At 64.6% G+C, this 22,954-nt stretch carries 22 protein-coding genes; 8 read left to right on the forward strand and 14 right to left on the reverse strand.

Features of this window, described 5'->3' with window-relative positions; translation table 11 throughout:
- Positions 1-17: 17 nt before the first annotated feature.
- Positions 18-758: a 7-cyano-7-deazaguanine synthase QueC gene (queC, locus tag AC1DUN_RS12240; RefSeq protein ID WP_477714192.1), complete on the forward strand. Its 741-nt coding sequence runs from the start codon at positions 18-20 to the stop codon at positions 756-758.
- Between the two features lie 187 nt (positions 759-945).
- On the opposite strand, the gene AC1DUN_RS12245 is transcribed toward queC, so the two are convergent.
- From AC1DUN_RS12245 to argC, 5 genes are all read right to left on the reverse strand, one after another.
- Positions 946-2,553 carry an MFS transporter gene (locus AC1DUN_RS12245; protein ID WP_477714193.1) on the reverse strand — a complete coding sequence of 536 codons (1,608 nt, stop codon included), beginning with the start codon at positions 2,551-2,553 and terminating at the stop codon, positions 946-948.
- A complete protein-coding gene (locus AC1DUN_RS12250) occupies positions 2,546-4,348 on the reverse strand; it encodes an ABC transporter ATP-binding protein/permease (RefSeq protein ID WP_477714194.1) in 1,803 nt (600 codons plus the stop codon). Before AC1DUN_RS12250 ends, AC1DUN_RS12245 begins: the two co-directional genes overlap by 8 nt.
- A gap of 17 nt (positions 4,349-4,365) precedes the next feature.
- Complete coding sequence (locus AC1DUN_RS12255; protein WP_477660998.1) at positions 4,366-5,334, reverse strand: 5'-nucleotidase; 969 nt, start codon at positions 5,332-5,334, stop codon at positions 4,366-4,368.
- A gap of 22 nt (positions 5,335-5,356) precedes the next feature.
- Positions 5,357-5,914 (reverse strand): histidine phosphatase family protein, encoded by a 558-nt coding sequence (locus AC1DUN_RS12260; RefSeq protein ID WP_477714195.1) that lies wholly within the window; start codon positions 5,912-5,914, stop codon positions 5,357-5,359.
- Between the two features lie 231 nt (positions 5,915-6,145).
- Positions 6,146-7,078 carry an N-acetyl-gamma-glutamyl-phosphate reductase gene (gene argC, locus AC1DUN_RS12265; protein WP_477714196.1) on the reverse strand — a complete coding sequence of 311 codons (933 nt, stop codon included), beginning with the start codon at positions 7,076-7,078 and terminating at the stop codon, positions 6,146-6,148.
- 120 nt (positions 7,079-7,198) lie between these two features.
- On the opposite strand from argC, the gene AC1DUN_RS12270 reads away from it, so the two are divergent.
- A complete protein-coding gene (locus AC1DUN_RS12270) occupies positions 7,199-8,092 on the forward strand; it encodes a LysR family transcriptional regulator (RefSeq protein ID WP_477714197.1) in 894 nt (297 codons plus the stop codon).
- On the opposite strand, the gene AC1DUN_RS12275 is transcribed toward AC1DUN_RS12270, so the two are convergent.
- The 4 genes from AC1DUN_RS12275 to ilvA are packed head-to-tail and all read right to left on the reverse strand — an operon-like array spanning position 8,087 to position 11,856.
- The gene (locus tag AC1DUN_RS12275; protein WP_477714198.1) at positions 8,087-8,932 is read right to left on the reverse strand and encodes an adenosylcobinamide-GDP ribazoletransferase; all 846 of its coding nucleotides are present in this window, start codon (positions 8,930-8,932) and stop codon (positions 8,087-8,089) included. The two genes, AC1DUN_RS12270 and AC1DUN_RS12275, sit on opposite strands and share 6 nt — an antisense overlap.
- A gap of 17 nt (positions 8,933-8,949) precedes the next feature.
- Complete coding sequence (gene cobT / locus AC1DUN_RS12280) at positions 8,950-10,011, reverse strand: nicotinate-nucleotide--dimethylbenzimidazole phosphoribosyltransferase (RefSeq protein ID WP_477714199.1); 1,062 nt, start codon at positions 10,009-10,011, stop codon at positions 8,950-8,952.
- On the reverse strand, positions 9,968-10,231 hold the full coding sequence (locus AC1DUN_RS12285; protein ID WP_477714200.1) for a cysteine-rich CWC family protein: 264 nt from the start codon (positions 10,229-10,231) through the stop codon (positions 9,968-9,970). Before AC1DUN_RS12285 ends, cobT begins: the two co-directional genes overlap by 44 nt.
- A gap of 11 nt (positions 10,232-10,242) precedes the next feature.
- A complete protein-coding gene (gene ilvA, locus AC1DUN_RS12290) occupies positions 10,243-11,856 on the reverse strand; it encodes a threonine ammonia-lyase, biosynthetic (protein ID WP_477714201.1) in 1,614 nt (537 codons plus the stop codon).
- Between the two features lie 296 nt (positions 11,857-12,152).
- Here ilvA and AC1DUN_RS12295 point away from each other — a divergent pair, with 296 nt between their 5' ends.
- A complete protein-coding gene (locus AC1DUN_RS12295) occupies positions 12,153-12,611 on the forward strand; it encodes an OsmC family protein (protein WP_477714202.1) in 459 nt (152 codons plus the stop codon).
- Positions 12,612-12,636: 25 nt separating this feature from the next.
- Here AC1DUN_RS12295 and coq7 read toward each other — a convergent pair whose 3' ends face one another.
- A complete protein-coding gene (coq7, locus tag AC1DUN_RS12300) occupies positions 12,637-13,266 on the reverse strand; it encodes a 2-polyprenyl-3-methyl-6-methoxy-1,4-benzoquinone monooxygenase (RefSeq protein ID WP_074577865.1) in 630 nt (209 codons plus the stop codon).
- Positions 13,267-13,377: 111 nt separating this feature from the next.
- Positions 13,378-14,649, reverse strand: a complete 1,272-nt coding sequence (locus AC1DUN_RS12305) for a porin (RefSeq protein ID WP_477714203.1) — start codon at positions 14,647-14,649, stop codon at positions 13,378-13,380.
- Between the two features lie 417 nt (positions 14,650-15,066).
- Here AC1DUN_RS12305 and AC1DUN_RS12310 point away from each other — a divergent pair, with 417 nt between their 5' ends.
- From AC1DUN_RS12310 to AC1DUN_RS12320, 3 genes are all read left to right on the forward strand, one after another.
- Entirely contained in the window at positions 15,067-15,279 is a 213-nt protein-coding gene (locus tag AC1DUN_RS12310; protein ID WP_477714204.1) for a hypothetical protein, read from the forward strand.
- Between the two features lie 138 nt (positions 15,280-15,417).
- Positions 15,418-16,479: a porin gene (locus tag AC1DUN_RS12315; protein WP_477714205.1), complete on the forward strand. Its 1,062-nt coding sequence runs from the start codon at positions 15,418-15,420 to the stop codon at positions 16,477-16,479.
- Between the two features lie 367 nt (positions 16,480-16,846).
- On the forward strand, positions 16,847-18,043 hold the full coding sequence (locus AC1DUN_RS12320; protein WP_477714206.1) for a porin: 1,197 nt from the start codon (positions 16,847-16,849) through the stop codon (positions 18,041-18,043).
- A gap of 25 nt (positions 18,044-18,068) precedes the next feature.
- Here AC1DUN_RS12320 and AC1DUN_RS12325 read toward each other — a convergent pair whose 3' ends face one another.
- The gene (locus AC1DUN_RS12325; RefSeq protein WP_477714377.1) at positions 18,069-18,470 is read right to left on the reverse strand and encodes a hypothetical protein; all 402 of its coding nucleotides are present in this window, start codon (positions 18,468-18,470) and stop codon (positions 18,069-18,071) included.
- Between AC1DUN_RS12325 and AC1DUN_RS12330 the strand changes: the two genes are divergently transcribed.
- Both AC1DUN_RS12330 and AC1DUN_RS12335 read left to right on the forward strand, forming a co-directional pair.
- Positions 18,430-19,125, forward strand: a complete 696-nt coding sequence (locus AC1DUN_RS12330; protein WP_477714374.1) for a DUF3047 domain-containing protein — start codon at positions 18,430-18,432, stop codon at positions 19,123-19,125. The genes AC1DUN_RS12325 and AC1DUN_RS12330 overlap by 41 nt on opposite strands.
- Before the next feature lie 33 nt (positions 19,126-19,158).
- The gene (locus AC1DUN_RS12335) at positions 19,159-20,502 is read left to right on the forward strand and encodes a M20 aminoacylase family protein (protein WP_477714207.1); all 1,344 of its coding nucleotides are present in this window, start codon (positions 19,159-19,161) and stop codon (positions 20,500-20,502) included.
- A gap of 2 nt (positions 20,503-20,504) precedes the next feature.
- Here AC1DUN_RS12335 and AC1DUN_RS12340 read toward each other — a convergent pair whose 3' ends face one another.
- Positions 20,505-21,350, reverse strand: coding sequence for a MurR/RpiR family transcriptional regulator (locus tag AC1DUN_RS12340; protein ID WP_477714208.1), 846 nt, complete (start codon positions 21,348-21,350; stop codon positions 20,505-20,507).
- Between the two features lie 2 nt (positions 21,351-21,352).
- The gene (gene zwf / locus AC1DUN_RS12345) at positions 21,353-22,816 is read right to left on the reverse strand and encodes a glucose-6-phosphate dehydrogenase (RefSeq protein WP_477714209.1); all 1,464 of its coding nucleotides are present in this window, start codon (positions 22,814-22,816) and stop codon (positions 21,353-21,355) included.
- Positions 22,817-22,954: the final 138 nt, after the last annotated feature.

The following is a 22,954-nucleotide window of genomic DNA, read 5'->3' on the forward strand; positions in this document are numbered from 1 at the left end:
GCAAGGAGGCGATTGGCATGCATACATCCGCACTTGTGCTGTTTTCCGGCGGGCAGGATTCCACCACCTGCCTGGCCCTGGCGCTGTCCAAATACGAACGTGTCGAAACCGTGGCTTTTGACTACGGCCAGCGCCACAAGGTGGAGCTGGAGGCGCGCCTGAATGTGCTGCGTGAAATCAAGGCGCAGTTTCCGCAGTGGGCCCACAAGCTTGGCGAAGACCATTTGCTGGACCTGGCGGTGCTGGGCCAGGTCAGCGATACCTCGCTGACCCGCGACGTGGCCTTCAAGATGGAAAGCTCGGGCCTGCCCAACACCTTTGTGCCGGGGCGCAACCTGCTGTTCCTTACGCTGGCGGCGGCGCTGGCCTACCGGCGCGACCTGCAGGTGCTGGTCACCGGTGTCTGCGAAACCGATTTTTCGGGCTACCCCGATTGCCGCGACGACACCATCAAGGCCATGCAGCTGGCGCTGTCGCTGGGCATGGACAAGCGTTTCCTGATCGAAACCCCGCTGATGTGGATAGACAAGGCCGACACCTGGCGGCTCGCGCATGAGATCGGCGAAAAATCGGGCCAGCCGCAAGGCGGCGAAGCGCTGGTGAAGCTGATCGTGGAGCACACCCATACCTGCTACCTGGGCGACCGGGTGCACCGGCATGCCTGGGGTTATGGTTGCGGGACTTGCCCGGCTTGCGAGCTACGAGCCAGAGGGTTCGAGCGGTATAAGACCACCCCCGTCCAGGCTCACTCCGTGTAGCCTGTTCCCCCCTCAAGGGGGCGGCGCCTGCGGTCTGGCAAAGCCAGTCCCGCGGCCCCAACTGGTTGTGCTCGCTGAACTCTTCAACCCAGCATGAGCCGCGGAACCGGCTTTGCCGGGCCGCAGGCGGGCGGCCCCCTCGGGGGGCAGCGACCCACACGCAGTGGGGGAGCGTGGGGGCTTATCTTCACAGGCTGTCTATCACGCAGCGCGTCACAACCGGCGGCTCCTCGCCGATATGAAAGGCCAGCTTGCGCTCGCGCAGCACCACATCGCTGGCGGTGACGCGGTCGAAGCGGCGCAGGTGCTCGGTCCATGATTCGTCGACGATCTGCTCGACAAAACGTCCCGGCTTGTTCACATCGCGCAGCAGTTCCCATTCCAGCGCGCCCTGGCGCAAACGGCTGCGCCGGCTTTCCTGCATCAGCGCGCGGAAGTCGTCGGCGCGCGCCGGGTCTATCAGGTATTCAATCGTCACCACCACATTGCCCACGCCGGGCGGCTCTTCGGCCACGGGCGCCTTGAACTGGCGCGAGGGCGTCATGTCCTCCTCGATGCTGAGGTCGGACACCAGGCGCTGCGCCACCAGCATCACCACCGTGCCGCTGGCGGCGGCGACCAGCAGGCCGGTGGAGACGCTGCTCAGGGTGGACACATGGCCCCACAGCGCGGCGCCGGCGGCGCTGGCGCCCATGATGGCCATCTGGTACATGGACATGCCGCGGGCGCGCACCCAGTCGGGCAGGGCGAGCTGGGCCGACACGCTGAGCGAATTCGCGCAGGTGATCCAGGCCATGCCGTTGAGCACCATGGCCGGTACCGCCACCCAGGCATTGGGCGCAAACGCCATGGCGGCCATGGAGGCCGACTGCAGCAGCGTGGCGCGCATCACCAGCACATCGCGCGGCATCATCTGGCGCAGCCGCGGCAGGTTGAGCGCGGCCACGATGGCGCCCGCGCCCATGGAGGCCAGCAGCAAGGTGAAGGTGCCGGCGTCGCCGCCGTGCAGGCCGCGCGCTACCAGCGGCAGCAGCGCCAGCAACGCGGTGGAATGGAAAAAGAAGATGGCGATGCGCAGCAGCACCGAGCGCAGGCGCGCCGACTGGCCGACGAACTGCAGGCCCACGCGCATGGCGCTGACCAGGCGCTCGCGCCCCAGCGGGCTGGGCGCGTGGTCGCGGCGCCAGCGCATGATGACAAAACCCGAGATCACCGACAGCACGGCGTTGAGCACAAAAACGTATTCGGTGCCGGCGCCGGCGATCAGCGCGCCGGCCACCAGCGGGCCGACGATGCGCGAGGCGTTCATGGACACGCCGTTGAGCGCCAGCGCGGCGGGCAGCTGCACGCGCGGCACGAGTTCGGGCACGATGGCGGCGAACACCGGCCAGCGCATCGCCAGGCCCACGCCGTTGGCAAAAGTCAGCGCCAGCAGCAGCGGCGGCGTCATCACGCCCGAGATCACGGTGATGGAGAGCAGCGTGGCCACCACGGCCACCCAGAACTGCGTCATGATGAAGTAGCGCCGCCTGTCCAGGATGTCGGCCAGCGCGCCGCTGGGCAGGCCCAGCAGGAACACCGGCAAGGTGGAGGCCGACTGCACCAGCGCCACCCAGATCGGCGAGGTGGTCATGGAGGTCATCATCCAGGCGGCCGCCACGTCGTTCATCCACATGCAGATGTTGGCGACCAGCCAGGTGCTCCACAGCATGCGGAACACCGGGCGCTTGATGGGCGCCCAGGCGGAGAGGTCGGCGGGCTCCGGCGCGGGCGGCCTGGACATTTCCTCAGGCATGCGCGGCGCTTCCTTGGGGGATCTGGCTGGCCGTCAGGGTGTACAGGGCATTTGAGCCCGGCGGCTGCTTCTCCAGCGTCCACTGCCTGTCGTGGAAGGCCGCCACATTGGGCCGGTGGGCAATGGAGATGATGGCGCCGCCCGACGATTTGACGAGCGCGAGCAAACGCTCATACAGCGTCTTTTCGGCGGCTTCGTCGAGTGCGCTGGTGGCTTCATCGGCGAAGATCCATTTGGGCTTTTTCAGCAGCACGCGCGCGATCGCCAGGCGCTGCTGCTCGCCGCCCGAAAGCTTCTGGCTCCAGGCGTCTTCCTGGTCAAGCCGCGCCGCCAGGTCGGGCAGCAGGGCCTCCTCAAGCGCCTGCCTGAGGGCGTCATCGCTGTAGGCTGTGGCGGGTTCCGGATAAGCCAGCGCATCGCGCAGCGAGCCGTTGGGGAAATAGGGGCGCTGCGGGATGAACATGGCGTTGCCGGGTTTGGCGATGCTGCCGCTGGCAAAAGGCCAGATGCCGGCGAAGGCGCGGAACAAGGTGGACTTGCCGCTGCCCGAGGGGCCTTTCAGAAGGATGTGGTCGCCGGTGTGCGCCTTCAACGAGGTCTGCGCCAGCAGCACGGCGCCTGTGGGCAGCGCCAGTTTGAGGCCTGTGGACTCAAGCTCGGTGGATGGGGTGGTGACCAGCGCCTCATTGTCCTGTGTCTGCGCGATCATGCTGTCTTCGAAACTGGTCAGGCGATCTGTTGTCGCACGCCAGCTGGCGAGGTTGTCGTAGTTGTCCACAAACCAGCTGAGCGAGTCCTGAACCTTGCCGAATGTCGAGGAAATCTGAATCAGCTGGCCGAGCTGGATCGCGCCGCTGAAGAAGCGGGGTGCCGCGACCAGGAAGGGAAAGATCAGAGCCGCCTGGCCGAAGAAGCTCTGGAACCAGATGAGTTTTTTGTTGGCGCGTATCAGGTTCAGGTAGTTCGCAAGGACTGTCGTGAAGCGCCCGTCGAGCTGGCCGCGCTCCACCGCCTCGCCGTGGTCGAGCGCGATGGATTCGCTGTACTCGCGCACCCGCACCAGGTGGTGGCGAAGGTTGGCCTCGTAGCGCTGCTGCATGAAGTTGAGTTTGATCAGTGGCCGCCCGACGTAATGCGCCAGCACGCTGCCGACCAGGCAGTAGGCCACTGCGGCCCAGACCATGTAACCCGGGATGGAGTAGCTGCTACCGCCCAGGCTGAAGGCCAGCGGGCCCGACTGAACCCAGAGGAGGCCGACAAAACTGACCAGCGTCACGACCGCATTGAGCAGGCCCATGCTCAGTGTGATCGTGGAGGTGGTGAACGAGTGCACGTCTTCCTGGATACGCTGGTCCGGGTTGTCGGGACTGGCGTTGATGTCGGTGGCCGCGGAATAGCGCGCCAGTTCCATCTTGTAGAAGGCATGGTGAGACAGCCAGCGGCGCAGGTAGTCGCGTGTCATCCAGGCGCGCCAGCGCATTTGCAGCAACTGGGTCAGGTAGAACTTGTAGACGGCGATGATGATCGCTCCGAAAGCGAGATAGGTGAACCGGCCCATCTGCTGCCAGAAGACAAGCTGGTCGCGCTTTTCAAGTGCGTCGTAAAACACGCGGTACCAGTCATTGAACTGCACTGCCATATAGACCGTGCCCAAATTGAGCAGCACGATGGCCACCAGCAGCAGGCGAGCCTTCCATTTTTCTTCGGACCGGAAATAGGGCGCGGCGAGTGCACCTATGCGGCCTGCAAAACGCCAGAAATTGTTGAATTTGGCAAAAAGGCTGGATGGATTCATGAAGGCTCTTTCGCGGCTCAGGAAATCTGGTTGGACACACCGCTGGCCACATGGCCCGAGGGCACATGCTGGGCGGCGGAATTCACGTGGCCGGTCTGGTCGTCAAAAAAGAAGTCGGGTTCGAATTCGCGCAAAAACTCGCCCTTGGCCAGGCCGCCCAGGAACATGGCCTCGTCGACCTCGATGTTCCATTCCATCAGCGTGCGGATGGCGCGCTCGTGTGCCGGGGCGCTGCGCGCGGTGACCAGCGCGGTGCGTATGCGCATGCGCGAGGTGCCGGCCTGCTGCAGCCGGTGCAGCGCTTCGAGCAGGGGCTTGAAGGGGCCGGCCAGCAGCGGCTGCGAAGCCTTGTCGCGCTCGTGCTGCTGGAAGGCGGACAGGCCCTGGGCCTGGAACACGCGCTCGGCCTCGTCCGAGAACAGCACCGCGTCGCCGTCGAAGGCGATGCGCACTTCGTTGGGATGGGCGTCGCTGGCGCGCACCGAATGCGGGTAGACCTGCGCGGCCGGCACGCCCGCGGCCAGCGCGTCGCGCACGTCGCTCAGGTGGGCCGACAAAAACAGGTTGGCGTGCAGCGGCTTGAGGTAGCGCCAGGGCGCTTCGCCGCGGTTGAAGGTACCGCGCTCTATCTTGAGGCCGTAGTGCTGGGCCGAGCGGAACACGCGCATGCCGGATACCGGGTCGTTGCGCGAGAGGATCACGACTTCCACACGCTGCGCGGGGGCCGCCGGGCTGGCGGCCTCGCCGGCGCTTTCGGGCGCGTCGTTGAAGGCCAGCAGCTTTTTGACCAGCGAAAAAGCCACGCCGGGCTTGGCCGGTACGTCCAGGCGTTCGAGCTGCAGCTTCATGTAAGCCGCGTCTTTTTTGACGCCGGGCGGCGGCGCGGCCGCCATGCCGCTTTCAAAGACCTGGTTTTCTTCCTCAAAATCAAACAGCGCGCGCGACGAAATCGCCACCACGAGCTGACCATCCAGGGTTGCTGCCATTTTTTTGTGCCTTGTCTGGGTTTTAGGAAGGGGGTGTTAGTTCGAGTGTGCACCATTGGCCGTAGGCCGGTGCTTCTACTGGCCAATCGCTGGCTTGCTTGATCTGACGCACACCACGCGCAATCAGTTCCGCAGCGCGTATGACACCGGCGTGGGTGATCCACAGCGTGTCGGACTGGCCCTGCAATTCGTCAAAGGCGGAGGCGACACGCGCCATGAACTGGCTGGTGCTTTCGCCGCTGCCGCCCGCGGCATATCCGGCAAAGCCGTCCGTCCAGGCCCGCAGCTCGGCGGGGGCGATGTCTTGCCAGGCGCGGCCTTCCCAGGCGCCGAAGTCCATCTCCTGCAGCCGCGGGTCGCTGGTGCAGGCCAGGTCGGGCCGCAGTCCAGACAAGGCTTGCGCCAGTTGCGCGCAGCGCTGCAAAGGGGAATGGACGACGCGGATGCCGGCGGGAAGCAACTGTGCCAGCGTCTGCGCGCATTCGGCGGTCGCCGCGGTGTCGGCCGCCACGTCCCGCCTGCCGTAGCAGATGCCGGCGTCAACCAGCGGCGTTGCGTGGCGGGCCAGCCAGAGCTTCATGGCTTGCTGGCTGCCTTGGTCATGGAGGGAAGTGATGCGGTGGTCATGGAAGGGGGCTGGGGCGTGAGGCAGTGCGTGGCGTGCGATGGGGCCCGCCATGCCCCATGGCCTATTCTAGAGCGGCACTGGCACGGCAAGCCCCCGCGCCACTGCGGGCTCACCTCTGGAACTGCTTGCGGGAGCCTGCCATCCGCGGGCATCCCTTGCCGAACCTGCCGTGCTGTTTAAGCGCTAAGCCGCGTGCTGCAGCATCAGGTCAAGGTTTTGCACGGCCGCACCCGAGGCGCCTTTGCCCAGGTTGTCGAACACGGCGGCCAGCAGCACCTGCCCGTGCTGCGGGTTGGCGAACACGGCCAGCCGCAGCTGGTTGCTGCCGTTGAGTGCCTGCGGGTCCAGGTGCTGCGTGGCCTCAACGTCTTTTTGCGCCATCACCTCCACGTATGCGGCGCCTTCATAGTGCTGCTGCAGGCAGGCGTGCAACTGGTCGGCGGTGAGGCCCGCCGGCAGCTGCCGCAGCAGCAAGGGGATCGTGAGCACGATGCCCTGGCGGAAGGAGCCGTAAGCCGGCAGGAAGAAAGGCCGCTGTGCCAGGCCTGCGTGCTCCTGGATCTCTGGGGTGTGTTTGTGGGCCAGCCCCAGGCCGTAGACCTGGAACGTGGCTGCAGGCGATGCGCCCGCGGCTTCATGCGCGTCCACCTGCGCGCGGCCGCCGCCGGAATAGCCCGACACCGCATGGATCGCCAGCGGATGGCCGGCGGGCACCAGGCCGGCCTTCACCAGCGGCAGCAGCAGGGCGATGGCGCCCGTGGGGTAGCAGCCGGGATTGCTGACGCGCCGCGCGCTGGCGATGAGCCGGGACTGCTGCGCGCCCATCTCCGGGAATCCGTAGACCCACTGCGGATCGGTGCGGTGCGCGGAGCTGGCGTCGATCACACGCACGGCCGGGTTCACGATGGAGGCCGCCGCTTCGCGCGCGGGCCCGTCCGGCAGGCACAGCAGCGCGATGTCGCAGGCATTGATGGCCTGCGCACGGCGCACCGGGTCCTTGCGGTCCTGCTCGGGCAGCGTGAGCAGGCGCAGGTCGTTTCGGCCCCGCAGGCGTTCGTGGATCTGCAGGCCGGTGGTGCCCTGGTCGCCGTCGATGAAAACAAGGGGTGCGCCCATGTGTTGCTCCTGGTGGGGTGAATGGCTCAAGCCAAAGAAAGAAGGAGCAAATCTTCCGCGACACCGTAGAATTTGAAAAGTTGAATTTCATAAACACCAACATCAGGTTTACTGAACATCATGCGCGAACTCAACCTGGACCGGCTGCGCACGCTGGTCACCATCGCAGAACTGGGCTCGTTCGCCGAAGCGGCGCGTGTGCTGCACCTGGCCGCGCCCACGGTGAGCCTGCACATCGCCGACCTGGAAGCGCTGTGCGGCGCCCCCCTGCTGGTGCGCAAGCGCGGCGAAGTGCGGCCTTCGGGTGTGGGCGAGGCGCTGGTCGAGCGGGCGCGGCGCCTGCTGGCCGATGCGGACGAGGCCATGGAGGTGGTGCAGCGGCAGGTGCAGGGGCTGGCGGGCCGGGTGCGGCTGGGCGCCTCCACGGGCGCGATTGCCCACTTGCTGCCGCAGGCCCTGGAGGTGTTGGGCCGAAACCATCCCGGCATCGACGTGCAGGTGGCCGTGCTCACTTCGCAGGACACCATGGCGCGCCTGGCGAACGGGTCGCTCGACCTGGGCCTGGTGGCGCTGCCGCAGGCGGCGGTGCAAGGGGTGAAGGTGCAGCCCTGGCGGCGGGATCCGGTGATGGCCTTCGTGCCGTCGTCCTGGGCCGCACCCCAGCGCGCCACGCCGAAGTGGCTGGCGGCCCAGCCCCTGATCCTCAACGATGTGGGCACCAGCCTGTCGCGGCTGGGCGCTGAGTGGTTCGCGCTGGCGGGGGAGCACCCCAAGGCGCGCATCCAGCTCAACTACAACGATGCGATCAAGAGCCTGGTGGCCGCCGGCTACGGTGCCACGCTGCTGCCGCACGAGGCATCGTCCGCCACGCCGCTTGATCCGCGCATCCGCATGCTGCCCTTGCGCCCCGTGCTGTGGCGGTCGCTGGGTATTGCGCACCGGGCGGGCCCGGTGGAACGCGCGACGCAGTACGTGCTGGACGTGCTGTGGCAGCAGCGCCAGTCATGGTCATAGGCTGATGGCCAGGCCGAAATAAAAAGCGATCTCGCAGACCTGCTGGGTGGCGCCCAGGCAGTCACCGGTAAAACCCTGCAGCCGGCGCTTGAACATCCGCCCCATCCACAGCAAGGCCAGGAGGGCAAAGCTGCAGGCGACGATGAGGTTCAGGGCGTCCAATGCCAGGGCGGCCAGGGCCAGGGCCACAAAACACCAGGCAAAGCCGATCAGCAGGGCGCCCGGCGCAATCTGGTCGGCCAGGGGTTTGGATTTGGAGGCGGCCGTGTCGCCCACATGCGGCAGCAGGTAAATCAGCAGCAGCGGCAGGCCGCGCGAGACGACGTGGCCCGTCCACAGCGCGGCGCAGATGTACCAGCCGGCGAAGGGCGCTTCCTCCCAGCCGGTGGGCGCGCCTTCGACCGAGCCGAGTATGGCCAGCAGGGACACCTTGGCGAGCACGGCCAGCACCAGCGCCATAGCGCCGAAAGCGCCCACGCGCGAATCTTTCATGATCTGCAGCGCGTGCTCCCTGTCGTGGCCGCCGCCCAGGCCGTCTGCCGTGTCGGCCAGGCCGTCCTCATGAAAGCCCCCGGTCAGCAGCACGGTGGCGGCGGTGGACAGCACGGCGGCCACCAGCGGCGTGAAGGTGGTGTCGGGCAACAGGGCCTGCACCAGGGCGTACATGGCGGCGGCGAAGGCGCCGGCCAGGATTCCGACACCCGGGAAGTGCCCCGCGCTGGCGCGCAGCATCTCGGGGCTGTAGCCCACCCATTCGGCCAGCCGCCCGGTGATGGGGATGCGGGTGAAGAACTGCACGGCGAGCAAATACTCGCGCACGAACTGGGCAATGGCGGTCATACGGCGCCCATGGCGGTTTACGCGCCTTCCTTGCCGCTCACGCCGGCGGACTCAAAGCTGGCCATCTCGCCCAGGAAATTGGCTGCCGACTGCAGCAGCGGCCAGGCCAGCAGCGCGCCCGTGCCTTCGCCCAGGCGCAGGCCCAGGTCCAGCAGCGGGCTGGCCTTCAGGTGGGCCAGCAGAAGGCGATGGCCGTGTTCGTCGCCGCGGTGGCAAAACACCATGTAGTCCTGCGCGGCGGGCGCCAGGGTTCGGGCGACCAGCGCGGCCGCGCCGGCGATAAAGCCGTCAACCAGCACCATGCGGCGCTCGCTCGCGGCCTGCAGCATGGCGCCGGCCATCATGGCGATTTCAAAGCCGCCCAGGGCGGCCAGCGCAGCAAGAGGATCGGTGGCGCCGGCGTGGCAAGCCAGGACATCGGCCAGTACCTGGCGTTTGTGCGCGAGCTGGGCATCGTCAAGCCCGGTGCCGCGGCCCGTGGCCTCATCAATGCCGACGCCGGCCAGGCGCGCGAACAGCAGGGCGGCGGCCGAGGTGTTGGCGATACCCATCTCGCCGAAGGCGACGACATTGCCGGGCAACTGGCCCACGATGTCCATGCCGGCCTGCAGGGCGGCGCGCGCCTGCGCGGCCGTCATGGCGGCTTCGTGGCGGCTGTTGCGTGTGCCGTGCGCGATCTTGCGCGGCAGCAGCTGCGGGTGCGGCGCGAGTTCGGCCGCGACGCCGGCGTCCACCACCCGCAGGGCAAAACCATGCTGGCGGGCGAAGACATTGATGGCGGCGCCGCCGGCCAGCATATTGCCGACCATCTGCACGGTGACGGCCTGCGGGTAGGCCGAAACGCCTTCGGCGGCGATGCCGTGGTCGGCGGCGAACACCACCATTTGCGGCTCGCGCAGCGAGATGTCTTCACTTTGCTGCACCAGCCCCAGTTGCAGCGCCAGGTCTTCAAGCCGGCCAAGGGCGCCCAGCGGCTTGGTCTTGTGGGCTATCTTGTGCCGTAGCCTGGCCTCCAGCGAGGCGTCGGCAATGGGCTCAATCGCGGGCAGGAGCAGGATTGGAGAGTCGGGAGCGTTCATCGGTGATCAGCTTGAGGCAGGCGGGGCAGTAGCAGGATGGCGCGCTGGCTTCCGTGCGCGCGGGACGTTCACCAGGGACAGGCATGACGTGCGGCAGTTGCACGCACCAGCATTCGGCATCGCCCGCCACCATGCCGCAGCGCAGGCCGGCGCCGCAGCGCGGGCACACCGAGGTGTTGGCCGATGCGGGCCTTGCCGAGGGTGCGCCTTGCGGGTTCATGGCGGCGTGCCCTAGCTTTGCAGGAAGAGCCGGTAAACCGGGTTGGCGGTTTCCTCGACGTGGGGGTAACCCAGGGTGTCGAGGAATTCCTTGAAGGCCTTGTTGTCGGCCTTGGGCACTTGCAGGCCCACCAGGATGCGGCCGTAGTCGGCGCCCTGGTTGCGGTAGTGGAACAGGCTGATGTTCCAGCCCGGCCGCATGCTGGAGAGAAACTTCATCAGCGCGCCGGGGCGCTCGGGAAAGATGAAGCGCAGCAGGCGCTCGTCCCTGGAGAGGGCGCTGTGCCCGCCCACCATGTGGCGTATGTGTTCCTTGGCGAGGTCGTCGTGCGTGAGGTCCAGGGTCTTGAAGCCGTGGCGCGAGAAATTGGCGGCGATCTTGCCGCTCTCGCCCTTGGCCGAGGTGGTGAGACCCACGAAGACATGGGCCTTGGCGTCGTCGCTGATGCGGTAGTTGAACTCGGTCACGCTGCGCGGCCCGCCGGGCAGCTCGCCTATGACTTCGCAAAAGCGGCGGAAGCTGCCGCGCTCTTCGGGAATCGTCACGGCGAACAGGGCTTCGCGTTCTTCGCCGACTTCGGCGCGCTCGGCGACAAAACGCAGGCGGTCGAAGTTCATGTTGGCGCCGCACAGAATTACCGCGTAGGTCTCGCCCTTGGTCTTGTGGGTGGCCACGTACTGCTTGACGGCGGCCACGGCCATCGCGCCCGAAGGCTCGACGATGCTGCGCGTGTCGACGAACACGTCCTTGATGGCGGCGCAGACCGCGTCGGTGTCGACGGTGATGAATTCATCGACCAGCTCGCGGCTGATGCGGAAGGTTTCCTCGCCCACCAGCTTGACGGCCGTGCCGTCGGCGAACAGGCCGACATCGCTGAGGGTGACGCGTTTTTTGGCGTCAACGGACTGCAGCATGGCGTCGGAGTCGTTGGTCTGCACGCCTATGACCTTGATCTCGGGGCGCACGGCCTTGATGTAGTTGGCCACGCCGGAGATCAGCCCGCCGCCGCCTATGGCCACGAATACGGCGTCCAGCCGGCTGGAGCCCAGGCTTTGCAGCTGCATGAGGATTTCCATCGCGATCGTGCCCTGGCCGGCGATGACGTCGGGGTCGTCAAAGGGATGGACAAAGGTCAGGCCCTGCTTTTTCTCCAGGACTACTGCGTGGCCGTAGGCGTCCGAATAGCTGTCGCCGCGCAGCACGACTTCGCCACCCCAGGCCCTGACCGCGTCGACCTTGAGCTGCGGCGTGGTGGTGGGCATGACAATGACCGCGCGCGCGCCCAGCTTTTGCGCGCTGAGCGCCACGCCCTGCGCGTGGTTGCCGGCCGAGGCGCAGATCACGCCTTTCTTGAGTTGCGCCGGGCTCAAATGGGCCATCTTGTTGTAGGCGCCGCGCAGCTTGAAGCTGAACACCGGCTGCTGGTCCTCGCGCTTGAGCAACACGGTGTTTTTCAGGCGCAGGCTCAGGTTCCTGGCGGGCTCGAGGCTGGACTCCACGGCCACGTCGTAGACACGTGCCGTCAGAATTTTTTTCAGGTAGTCGGCGGGGCTGAGCGGCTTGCCGGATTTGCCGGACGGGGCGGTTTTAGGGCGGGATGAGGCGGGTTTGGTCGGGGTGGGCATGTTTTTCTCGCAGCCTGACATCATAGTGGGGCGAGAAACCAGCGAAGAAGCGCCGCAAGAAGCCGTGCCGGCAAGAAAAAAGGCCCAGACCTTGCGGTCTGGGCCTGTAAATCCACCCTTAGAGGAGGTGGAGGAGACAACCAGTGCACAAAATACCTTGGGACGCCCGGGGCATCGGTATTGGTGCGATGATTTCAGTATAGCGGAGCAATGTTGCGCTGCACAATCTCTTGTGGCACAAACTCCACATTTTTCACGGTTTCAGTTATAAATTTTATGCATAAGGAGCGGGGTTTATGGAATGCACGGTGAGCTGGACGGGTAACAGCACTATCACGGGGTCACGCTCCAACATGAGCTTTCTTGCCGAAACCGGCAGCGGCCACACCTTGGTGATGGACGGCGCGCCCGACGCGGACAAGCCCGAAAACGGCGGCGCCAACCTGGCGCCCCGGCCCATGGAGACCGTGCTGGCGGGCACCGGCGGCTGCACGGCCTATGACGTGGTGTTGATTCTCAAGCGCGGCCGGCAGGACGTGCGCGGCTGCTCGGTCAAGCTCAGTGCCGAAAGGGCACCGGTGGACCCCAAGGTGTTCACCAAGATCCACATGCACTTCGTGGTGACGGGCAAGGGCTTGTCCGCCAGCGCCGTGGAGCGCGCCGTGGCCATGAGCCACGACAAATACTGCTCGGCCACCATCATGCTGGCGAAAACCGCGGAGATCACCACCAGCTTCGAAGTGCTGGAGGTTTAAGCAGCCCGGACGGGGCGCTGCCGTTTCAGAGGTAGTGCGCCGTCGTGGTCATGACGCGCGCGGCCGAACGCATCAGCGCCTTGACCGGCTCGGGCAGCTGCAGGGCGCCGGCCTGTTCGGCCTCGCGCGCATGCAGGGCCTCGTCGTCTTTCATCTGCGCCACGATGGCGCGAGACTCATGGTCGCCTTGCGGCAGGCGTTCCAGGTGGCCGGCCAGGTGGGCTTCGACCTGGCGCTCGGTCTCGACGACAAAACCCAGGCTCAGGCGGTCGCCCAGCCGGCTGGCGACCAGCCCGAGGCCGAAGGCGCCGGCATACCAGAGGGGGTTGAGCAGGGAGGGACGCGCGCCCAGTTCGTCCAAGCGAGCCTTGGTCCAGGCCAGGTGGTCACCTTCCTCGCGGCTGGCCTGCAAAAAGTGCTCGCGCAGCGCCGGATCGCGCGTGCCCAGCGCCTGCGCCGCATACAGGGCCTGCGCGCAGACCTCTCCCACATGGTTGACCCGCATCAGCGCGCCCGACAAGGCTTTGTCCTGCAGCGCCAGCTCGGTTTTTTCACCGGGCACGGTGGGGCAGGCGCGGCTGGCGCGGGGGGCGGCGAAAAGGGTGCGCAATGCGCCGTCGGCGGCATTCAGCGCGGTGTCGAGTGCGGTGGTCATGGTGCCATGTTAGCGCCGGGCACGCGCCATGGGAACGCCCATGAAAAAAGCCCCCGTGAGGAGGCTTTTTTGCGTAACCGGCCCGGTTTGAATCGGGCAGCGGGGTTCGGTTTAGAACGTGTGGCGGATGCCCAAGGCGATGTTGGTGGAGCCCACGCCGGCAGACGAGGTCACGCCGCCGAGGAAACCGTTGCCGCCGGGTGCAACCTGGCCCTGGCCCTTGTTGTTGAAGCGGGTCAGCACGGCATTCAGGTTGGTGCGCTTGGACAGTGCGTAGGTGTAGGTGAAACCGTAGGAATCGGTATCGGCATTGACCGTGCGCTTGTCATCCAGGCGGTTGAAGGCCACCACCCAGGTGTGTGGGCCGGTGGTGAGGCGGTAGCCGATGTGCATCAGACGGGCATCCTGGCGGAAGGCGGCGTTGTAGGCGTTCTGGAACGCCGCGCCGACAACCGCGCTACCCGACAGGGTGGTGACCGAGGAGGCGATCGAGGAGATGCCGCTTGGGTTGTCGTCCTTGATGGTGGCGTACTGGCCGTACAGCGTGCCGGGGCCGACGTCGACCGTGGCGCCGATGAGGTCGTTGGTCAGGGATTTCTGGCCCAGCTCGTTGTTCTTGCCGTTGTGGCCATAGCCCACCGAGAAACCGTCGCCCTTGTAAGTGACCATGCCACCCCAGAACCTGCTTGCGGAGTTGCTGCCGGCAACTTCACCCGCGCCGTACATCAGCAATGCGGTGACGCCGCCGGTCTGGATCGCGTATTGCAGCGTGTTGCTCAGGCGGATGTCAAATGCGGCGGGCAGGCTGGCGACCTGGCCGGCGGCCAGGCTGGACTGGGTCTGCGAAGCATCAAACTGCGCGGCGACCAGGTAGCCGGGCGTGTACTGGCGGCCGAATGTGAAGGCACCGACGGGGGTCACCAGGCCGACATAGGCCTGGCGGTCAAACAGGTTGCCGGCCAGGTTCACGCCGAATGCGCCGGTCGCGAGCGTGTTGTTCACGCCGGCGATGATCGTATCCCGGGTTGCGACAGGAATCGGAAGGCCCGCGACACCGGCGGCCACCGAGGTGGCGACGCGGTCAGGCATCTGGGTGCCGGAGTTCGGGCGGTTGGTCACGGAACCGGTGTCCAGTTCCAGGCGGTTTTCGAGGGTGAAGATGGCTTTGTAGCCGCTGCCTATGTCTTCCGAGCCGCGAAGGCCGAAACGCGAACCTTCCATGATGCCGCTGGCGATCGTGCTCACGGAGCCTTGGCGCAGGCCGCTGACGTGGTTATAGCCTGCGTCAAGAATGCCGTAGACGGTCACGGTGCTTTGCGCCATGGCGGCCGAGGTGGACAAAAGTCCCATGATCGCAGTTGCAACGAGGGTCAGTTTTTTCATGGAGTCTCCAGGAGTTTGTAATTGATAAAAAAGCGGTGAATGGCGGGAAAACTTTGACGCCCGTCCTTACCCTGCAGGCCGTCTTTGTGAAGGAAAGATTAATGGCGATGGGGTGAACCGTAAAGAGTGCCACTACGGGGGGTATCACTTTCGCGACAGGGGAAAACCCGAGGTTTTTGCCGGCCCGGCAAAGCCCGAAAAAATGCCGGGCAACTCCGTCATTTCCGGCTCATCCCCTCTGTGGCGGCGGCTTCCGCGTCCAGCCGGGGGCTGGTTAGGCGCCCTGTCGGCGGATGCCTGAATGCGGCTTAGGGGGTGGGCTCTATTTTGGCCGGCCCGTGGTAAGTGAGCCACATTCCGGCGAATCACCGCGGCGGTTCGGCGAGAACCGCTTGCCGCAGTGTCCTCGGGATTGCTATGGAAGACCGGAAAACCGAACGCAGCCGAACGCAGGTTGCTGGTTGCTGGTTGCTGGTTGCTACCGAGTTTTTCACCAAAACGATGCATGCCGCGAAAAAAGCGCCATTTTGGTGTGTTCGCGCGGCATCAAAAGGCATATCGAGCCAAAGTGATGCCCTGCTGAAAGGCGCAACGAGCGATGTGTCGCGAGACACCAACAATCGGGCGTGAAAGTTGCTAATAGAGCGGCAAGGGCTTTGTGTGATTTGTGACAGATCGATTCAAATCGACCTGGGGTAGTCAGAAAGCCCTTTAAATGTTCGCAATTTTTATGTGTTCATGTGTTCCCCACCTTTTTGGAGATTTTTAATGATGAAGAAAAGCCTAGTCGCCCTGGCAGTGCTGGCCGTTTCCGGCGTGGCATCCGCCCAGTCCACCGTGACCATCTACGGTCTGGTGGATGCATGGATCGGTACCGTGAAGGACAACAACCTCAGCCAGTCCGGCGTGAACGTCCCGCATCCTTTCTCCGGCAGCGGCGGTGGTCTGCAGACCAGCCGTTTCGGCCTGAAGGGCTCTGAAGACCTCGGTGGCGGCCTGAAAGCCAACTTCCTGCTGGAAGCCGGCTTTGACCCCAGCACCGGCGCCGCCAACAACTACACCAACCCCTACACCAACGCAGTTTCCACCGCGGTCTTCGGCCGTCAGGCATGGGTTGGCGTTTCCGGTGGTTTCGGTGAACTGAAGCTCGGCAAGATGTGGACCCCTTACGATATGGTCAAGGGTTCTGGCGCTGCCGGCTTTGACTCGCTGCTGTTTGCGCCTTCCACCAGCGTGTGGGCCAGCAACAACTACTCGGACCGTCCCGGCAACTCGATCTACTACCAGACCCCGGACATCAGCGGTTTCTCCGCTGCCGGTATGTACAGCTTCGGTGAAAACAAGACCGCCGCTGTCGGCGCAGGCAAAATCATCAGCTTTAACGTTGCTTACGCGAACGGCCCCATCGGCGCTTCGCTGGCTTACCAGAGCGAAAAGGCCACTGCCGCTGCCACCGCCGTCAAGTACACGCAGCTGAACGGCTCCTATGACTTCGGCGTGGTCAAGCTGCTCGGCGCTTACGGCAACGTGAAGAACGGCGTCAGCCCCGTGACCGCCCTGGCAACGGACAAGACCAAGGAATACCAGATCGGCCTGGACTTCCCTGTCTCCAGCACCTTCACGCTGTCCGGCGGCTATGCCCGCTCCAAGAGCACCCGCCTGGCTGGCGCTCCTGACCTGAAGCGCACCGGCTACGGTCTGGCTGGCCTGTATGCACTGTCCAAGCGTTCGAACCTGTACGCTGGCGTGCAGACCGGCAAGGAAACCAACACCGGCGTGGCTGATCGCAAGACCACCACCTACGGCGTCGGCATCCGCCACACGTTCTGATCCAGGCTTGGCCTGAGTCTTAAGCTCAACCCCGCCCTGGCGCGGGGTTGCGTGGAAAGCCGCTTCCTTGAAGCGGCTTTTTTTGTTGGGTTGGCCGAAACCAGCCAAAAAGCGGGTTTTGGCGAGCCGGAATCCCCGGTTTGCTCGGGCGTTGTTTCTTTTCCACTGTCAGCCCTTTGTTTGTGGTTTGAGCACAACGGCTTGCCTGTTTTTTCGGGCATTCCTTTGCGAATTGAAGCCCAGTCTGGTGCAATAGAGCCAACTTCCCGAAAGGGGGTTGGCCCGGGTCTCTGGTGGAGCCATGAAGACGCAAGTCAGAAATGGTCCCCGTGCCGGAGCCCTATGTTTAACCTTGGAGAAACTCTCAATGAAAAAGACCCTTATCGCTTTGGCCGCACTCGGCGCGATGGCTGGTGCAGCACAAGCTCAGTCGACCGTGACCATCTATGGTCTGCTCGACGCCAACATCGGCAGCTACAAGACCAATCAGCTCAACGCTGCTGGTACTGCAGTCTCCGGCCTGAGCCAAGCCAAAATTGACTCCGGCGGCCTGAACGGTTCGCGTTGGGGCATTCGCTTCAGCGAAGACATCGGCGGCGGCATGGCTGTCATCGGTAACCTCGAAAGCGGTATCAACCTTGACGATGGTTCTTCCGGCCAAGGCGGCCTGCTGTTCGGCCGTCGCGCCAACGTGGGTATCTCCAGCGGCTTCGGTACCGTGACCATCGGTCGCAACTCCAGCTCCTACGACGACGTCGCTGGTGACCACGCCATGATGGCCCAGAGCCCGTTCGATCCTTCGAACACCAACAACGGCTTCAGCACGACTACCGTTGGCCAAATCGGCACGCTGAATGGCAATGTCGCACTGTTGACGCACGGTAGTGTTACCAGCGCAGGCGTCCTGAGCTCGGGCAAAGGTTCCGGCGCTCACGTGACCTGGGTTGGTTTCAACACCCGCTTCAACAACAGCGTCAAGTACGTTTCGCCTAATTTCGGCGGCTTCACCGGCTCGTTCATGTACGCTTTCGGCGAAGACAAGACGACCGCTGTCAGCGCAAGCAACTCGATCTCTGCCAACCTGAAGTACGCAAACGGTCCTCTGCTGATCTCCGGCGGCTACCAGTCCGAAGGCGCTGCTCGCACCGCCACGACCAAGCCAGCCCTGGTCAACACGCTGCTGAACGTTTCTTATGACTTCGGCGTTGCCAAAGTCGGCTTCGGTGCCAACCGCGCCAAGTTCAAGGACGTCCTGACGACCTTCCGTACCGGCGTTTCCCACGAACTGGCAGCTCAAAAAGAGTACAGCCTGAGCGTTGCAGTGCCTCTGGGCGCAACGACCCTGAGCGCTGGCTATGCACGTTCCAAGGGTGACGATCTGGGTTCCAGCACTGGCTGGGGTATCCAGGCTCTGTACTCTTTGAGCAAGCGCACCACCCTGTACACGGGTGCCGTCAGCACGAAGAACTACGACAACGTGGCTAACAGCACCATGACGCTGGCTCCTACCAGCAACATCACCCGTACCACCACGTACGCAGCTGGCATTCGCCACACGTTCTAATTTGAAGCTGGCTTAAGCCAGTTTCTTATGAGAATCCAAAAGCCGCTTCGGGGAAACCCGAGGCGGCTTTTTTTATGGCAAAAGCCGTGCGGTTTTTTGAAACTTTTCCGCGCCCGCCGCGTTGAGTTATCTGGTTCCCTGTTTTTCCGGGTACATCAAGCCTGCAAGCCTGGCAACCTCCCCGAATACCCGCTATCTTTTTCATGACCACATCGTTTTTTTGCTCCTTGGGCGTGCTGCGCACCCTTGTGGTCATCAGTTGCCTGTTGCTGTTGACCGCCTGTGCGGGAGTCGAAACAAGCGCGCCCGCAGCCAGCCAGGATGTGCACTGGACTTCGGCGTCGCCCTTGAATTCCAATGCAAGTCCTCTTTCAAACCCCGAGACGGTGAAATGGCAGCACTGCGCATTCCCGGGTAAAAAATCCACGCGTTACCGGGCGGTTCGCCTGGACGGACGCGATGCCGTCCTCAGTGAGTCCGACAGCGCCGCCAGCATGCTGCGGCAACATCTGCGGGTCGAGCCTTCGGAGCTGGGCAAACTGGGCTTCTCCTGGAAGGTGCCCACGATGATTTCCGGCGCCGACATGACGCAGCGCGACAGCGATGACTCTCCGGTGCGTGTGCTGCTGGCCTTCGAGGGCGACCGTTCCAAGTTTTCCGCCAAAAATGCCATGCTGTCCGAACTGGCATTGGCCCTGACGGGTGAGCCTATGCCCTATGCGACCCTCATGTATGTGTGGGGCACCCATAGCGCGCCGGAAAGCGTGCTCATCAATCCCCGCACCGACCGCATCCGCAAGCTGGTGCTTGAGTCCGGGCCCGCGCGGCTGGGCCGATGGCTTGACTATGAGCGCGACATCCGCGCCGATTATGAGAAAGCCTTCGGCGAAGCACCGGGCGCACTGGTCGGCATTGCCATCATGACGGACAGCGACAACACACGGCAAAAAGCCTCGGCATGGTACGGCCCTGTCAGATTGATGAGCAAGTCCTTGAACGCCACGGCCGTCCCCGGTATGACCGCCGCATCGGCCAGGATTTCCCAAAGCCCTGTGTTTGCACCGCCATCCCTTCAAGACTAGTATTCAAACTGCTGAACTCGGAACCTCACTGACATGCGCGCTCCGGCCACCCTTCCAAGCCTTCCAGCTGCCTCCTCCCTCCCATCCACCGCGGCAGACAGCCCCGATAACGCTGATAGTTCTGACCGGCCGCCCCAACTGCGCGCCAGCGGCCGTGCCTTCGCGCAGATCGTGCAGTACCACCCCGAACTGACGGCATTCCGGCGTGACCTTCACGCCCATCCCGAACTCGGTTTCGAAGAGGTCTATACCTCCAGCCGCGTCGTGCATGCGCTCAAGCTGTGCGGGGTGGACGAGGTGCACACCGGTATCGGCAAAACCGGCGTAGTGGCCGTCATCAAGGGCCAACAGCCCGCCAAGGCGGGTGCAAGGCCTATGGTGGGCCTGCGCGCCGACATGGATGCGCTACCCATGACCGAGCACAACGAATTCGGCTGGAAGTCTTCCAAGGCCGGCCTGATGCACGGCTGCGGCCACGACGGCCACACCACCATGCTGGTGGGTGCCGCCCGCTACCTGGCTGAGACGCGCAACTTCGCCGGCGACGCCGTGCTGGTGTTCCAGCCCGCGGAAGAGGGGCGCGGCGGGGCCGACGCGATGATCAAGGACGGCCTGTTCGAGCGTTTTCCGGTGCAGGCGATCTACGCCATGCACAACTGGCCCGCGATGCGGCCCGGCACCATAGGCATCAACCCCGGTCCCATGATGGCCGCGGCCGACCGCATCACCATCGAGGTGACCGGCAAAGGCGGCCACGGTGCACACGCTTACCTGACGGTGGATCCGGTGCTGGTGGCCGCTCACATCATCACCGCGGTGCAAAGCATTGTGTCGCGCAACGTCAAGGCCATGGACAACGCCGTGATCAGTATTTGCGCCGTGCAGGCGGGCGACCTGGGCGCCATGAGCGTGGTGCCCGAAACGGCCATGCTGGTGGGCACGGTGCGCACCTTCAAGCCCGAGGTGCAGAACCTGGTCGAGCGCCGCCTCAAGGAGCTGTGCGCGGCCGTGGCCCAGGGCTTCGGCGCTACCGCCACGGTGAAGTATGAACGCATCTACCCGGCCACCATCAATTCGCCGGCCGAATACGCGCTGGCCACCGCCGTGGCGGACCAGCTTGTGGGTGCGGAAAACGTGGTGAGCAACCTTGAACCCAGCATGGGCTCGGAAGATTTTTCCTTCATGCTGCGCGTCAAGCCGGGTGCCTACCTGCGCCTGGGCCAGGGCGAGCAACTGCCCGACGGCAAAGGCGGCACCATCGGCGGCGTGGGCAGCCGCTTCCTGCACAACAGCTGCTATGACTTCAACGACAGCGTGCTGCCGCTGGGCTCGGCGCTGTTCGCGGGCATTGTGGAGCGTTCGCTGCCGCTGGCCTGAGCTCAGGCGTAGCGCTTGTTGCGCAGGTTGTTCTTCATTTCCTTGAGCAGCGGTTGCAGCTTGCTGCCTATGCGCAGTGCCACGCAGGTCGCCAGGATGTCGACGATCATCAGGTGCATGAGGCGCGACACCATGGGGCTGTAGCGGTCATAACCCTCGGGGTGGTCGGCCGCCAGGTGGATGTTGCCGGCTGCGGCCAGCGGTGAGCCGGTGACGGTGATGACGATGGTGGTGGCGCCGTTTTTGCGCGCGATGTCGCAGGCGTCCATCAGGTCGCGTGTGCGTCCCGAGTTGGAAATCACCACCACGCAGTCGCCCGGGCCCAGCAGCGAGGCGCTCATGACCTGCATGTGGCCGTCGCTGTAGGCAATGCTGGTGATGCCTAGGCGAAAGAACTTGTGCTGCGCGTCCTGCGCCACGATGCCCGAGTTGCCCACGCCGAAAAACTCGATGCGTTTGCCGGTGTTATAGGTCGCCAGCAACGCGTCCGCCGCTCTTTCCACGGCCACCGAACTCGCATCGTTGCGGTATTTCAAAAACGCCGCCACGGTGTTGTCTATCACCTTGACCATCACGTCGGCGGTCTTGTCGTCGGCGTCCACGCTGCGATGGATAAAGGGTACGCCCTCACTCACGCTGCCCGCCAGCTTGAGCTTGAAGTCCGACAGGCCGTCGTAACCCATGCTGCGACAAAAGCGCACCACGGTGGGCTTGCTCACATGCGAGCGGCCGGCCAGCTCGGTGATCGGCAGGTTGGCAAAAGATCGTGGGTCGGACAGCACAAGGCGGCCCACGCGTTGCTCGGCGGGGGCTAAGGAGGAAAGAGACGCCTTGATCCGGTCGAGCATGCTCAGCACTCCTCAGACCAGCAATATCCGTCTCTGGCGATCATCGCGCTAGCCGCGCTAGGCCCCCAGCTACCGGCGGCATAAGGCCGAGGCGCGCCGGAATCGTTGCTCCAGCTGTCCAGGATGGGCTCCACCCAGCGCCAGGCTTCTTCCTGTTCGTCGCTGCGCACAAAAAGGTTAAGCCTCCCGTCGATCACGTCCAGCAGCAGCCTTTCATAGGCGCCCACGCGTTCGGAGCCGAAACGTTTGTCGAAATCCAGGTCCAGCTGCACCGGCGCCAGCGAGGATGTGCCGCGGCGTTGGTCGGCGCCCTGGGCCAGCAGGTGCAGCTCCAGGCCGTCCTTGGGCTGCAGGTTGATGACCAGCCGGTTGGCCACGTTGGAGCCGGAGGTGGAGGCCTTGAAAATCGCGTGCGGTGCCGGCCGGAAGTTGACCTCGATGTGTGCGTCGCGGCCGGCCAGGCGCTTGCCGGTGCGGATGTAAAAGGGCACGCCGGCCCAGCGCCAGTTGGCGATTTCGGTGCGCAGGGCGACAAAGGTTTCGGTCCGGCTGTCGGGGGGCACGCCTTTTTCGTCGCGGTAGCCCGGCACGGCCTCGCCGTCAATGCTGCCGGCCGCGTACTGGCCGCGCACCACGTGCTGGCCCAGTGTTTCTGGCGTCCAGGGCTTGAGCGAGCGCAGCACCTTGAGCTTTTCGTCGCGTATGGCGTCGGCATGCGAGTTGATGGGCGGCTCCATGCCGATGGCGCACAGCAGCTGCAGCGCGTGGTTCTGCACCATGTCGCGCAGCGCGCCGGTGCTGTCGTAGAAGGCGCCGCGTTTTTCCACGCCCAGGTCCTCGGCGATCGTGATCTGGATGTTGGCGATGGTCTCGCGGCGCCACAGCGGCTCGAACAGCGAGTTGCCGAAACGTAGCGCGAACAGGTTTTGCACCGAGGGCTTGCCCAGGTAGTGGTCAATGCGAAAGATCTGCTGCTCGTTGAGCACGCTGCGCACTGTTTTGTTGATGGCGCGGTTCGAGGCCAGGTCGTGGCCCAGCGGTTTTTCCAGCACCACACGCGTCTGCGGGCCGTTCAGGCCGGCGGCGGCGATCTGCTCGCACACCGTGGTGAACAGGCTGGGCGCCGTCGCCACATACATCACGACCACATCGGCCGGCCGTTGCTGCAGCCTGGCGGCCAGCCCCGCGTAATCCGCCGGGTTGGACAAATCCATGCGCAGGTAGCCCAGCAGCGCGGCAAAGCGCGAGAACTCCTCCTCGCTGGGGCGCTTGGCCAGCTCGACGTTGTCGAAGCGGGACTTGATCAGCGCGCGGTACTGGTCGTCGGACAGATCGTCGCGCGCCACACCCACAATGCGCCCGCCCGGCGGCAGTGAGCCATGGCGAAAGGCCTGGAACAGGGCCGGCATGATCTTGCGCCACACCAGGTCGCCGGTGCCGCCGAAGAGGATGAGGTCAAAACTCATGGTAAAAAAGTGTCTTGGTAATTAAGTTTCATATTCTATGGGCATAATGGTAACTCGACCCTGAACCCGCGAGATGCACGCCTCCAGGTGCTCCCGCGGTGTTTCATCCGGACCACTTTCGCGTTTATGCCCAGCATC

It is taken from the genome of Polaromonas sp. P4_F6, from assembly GCF_056401275.1.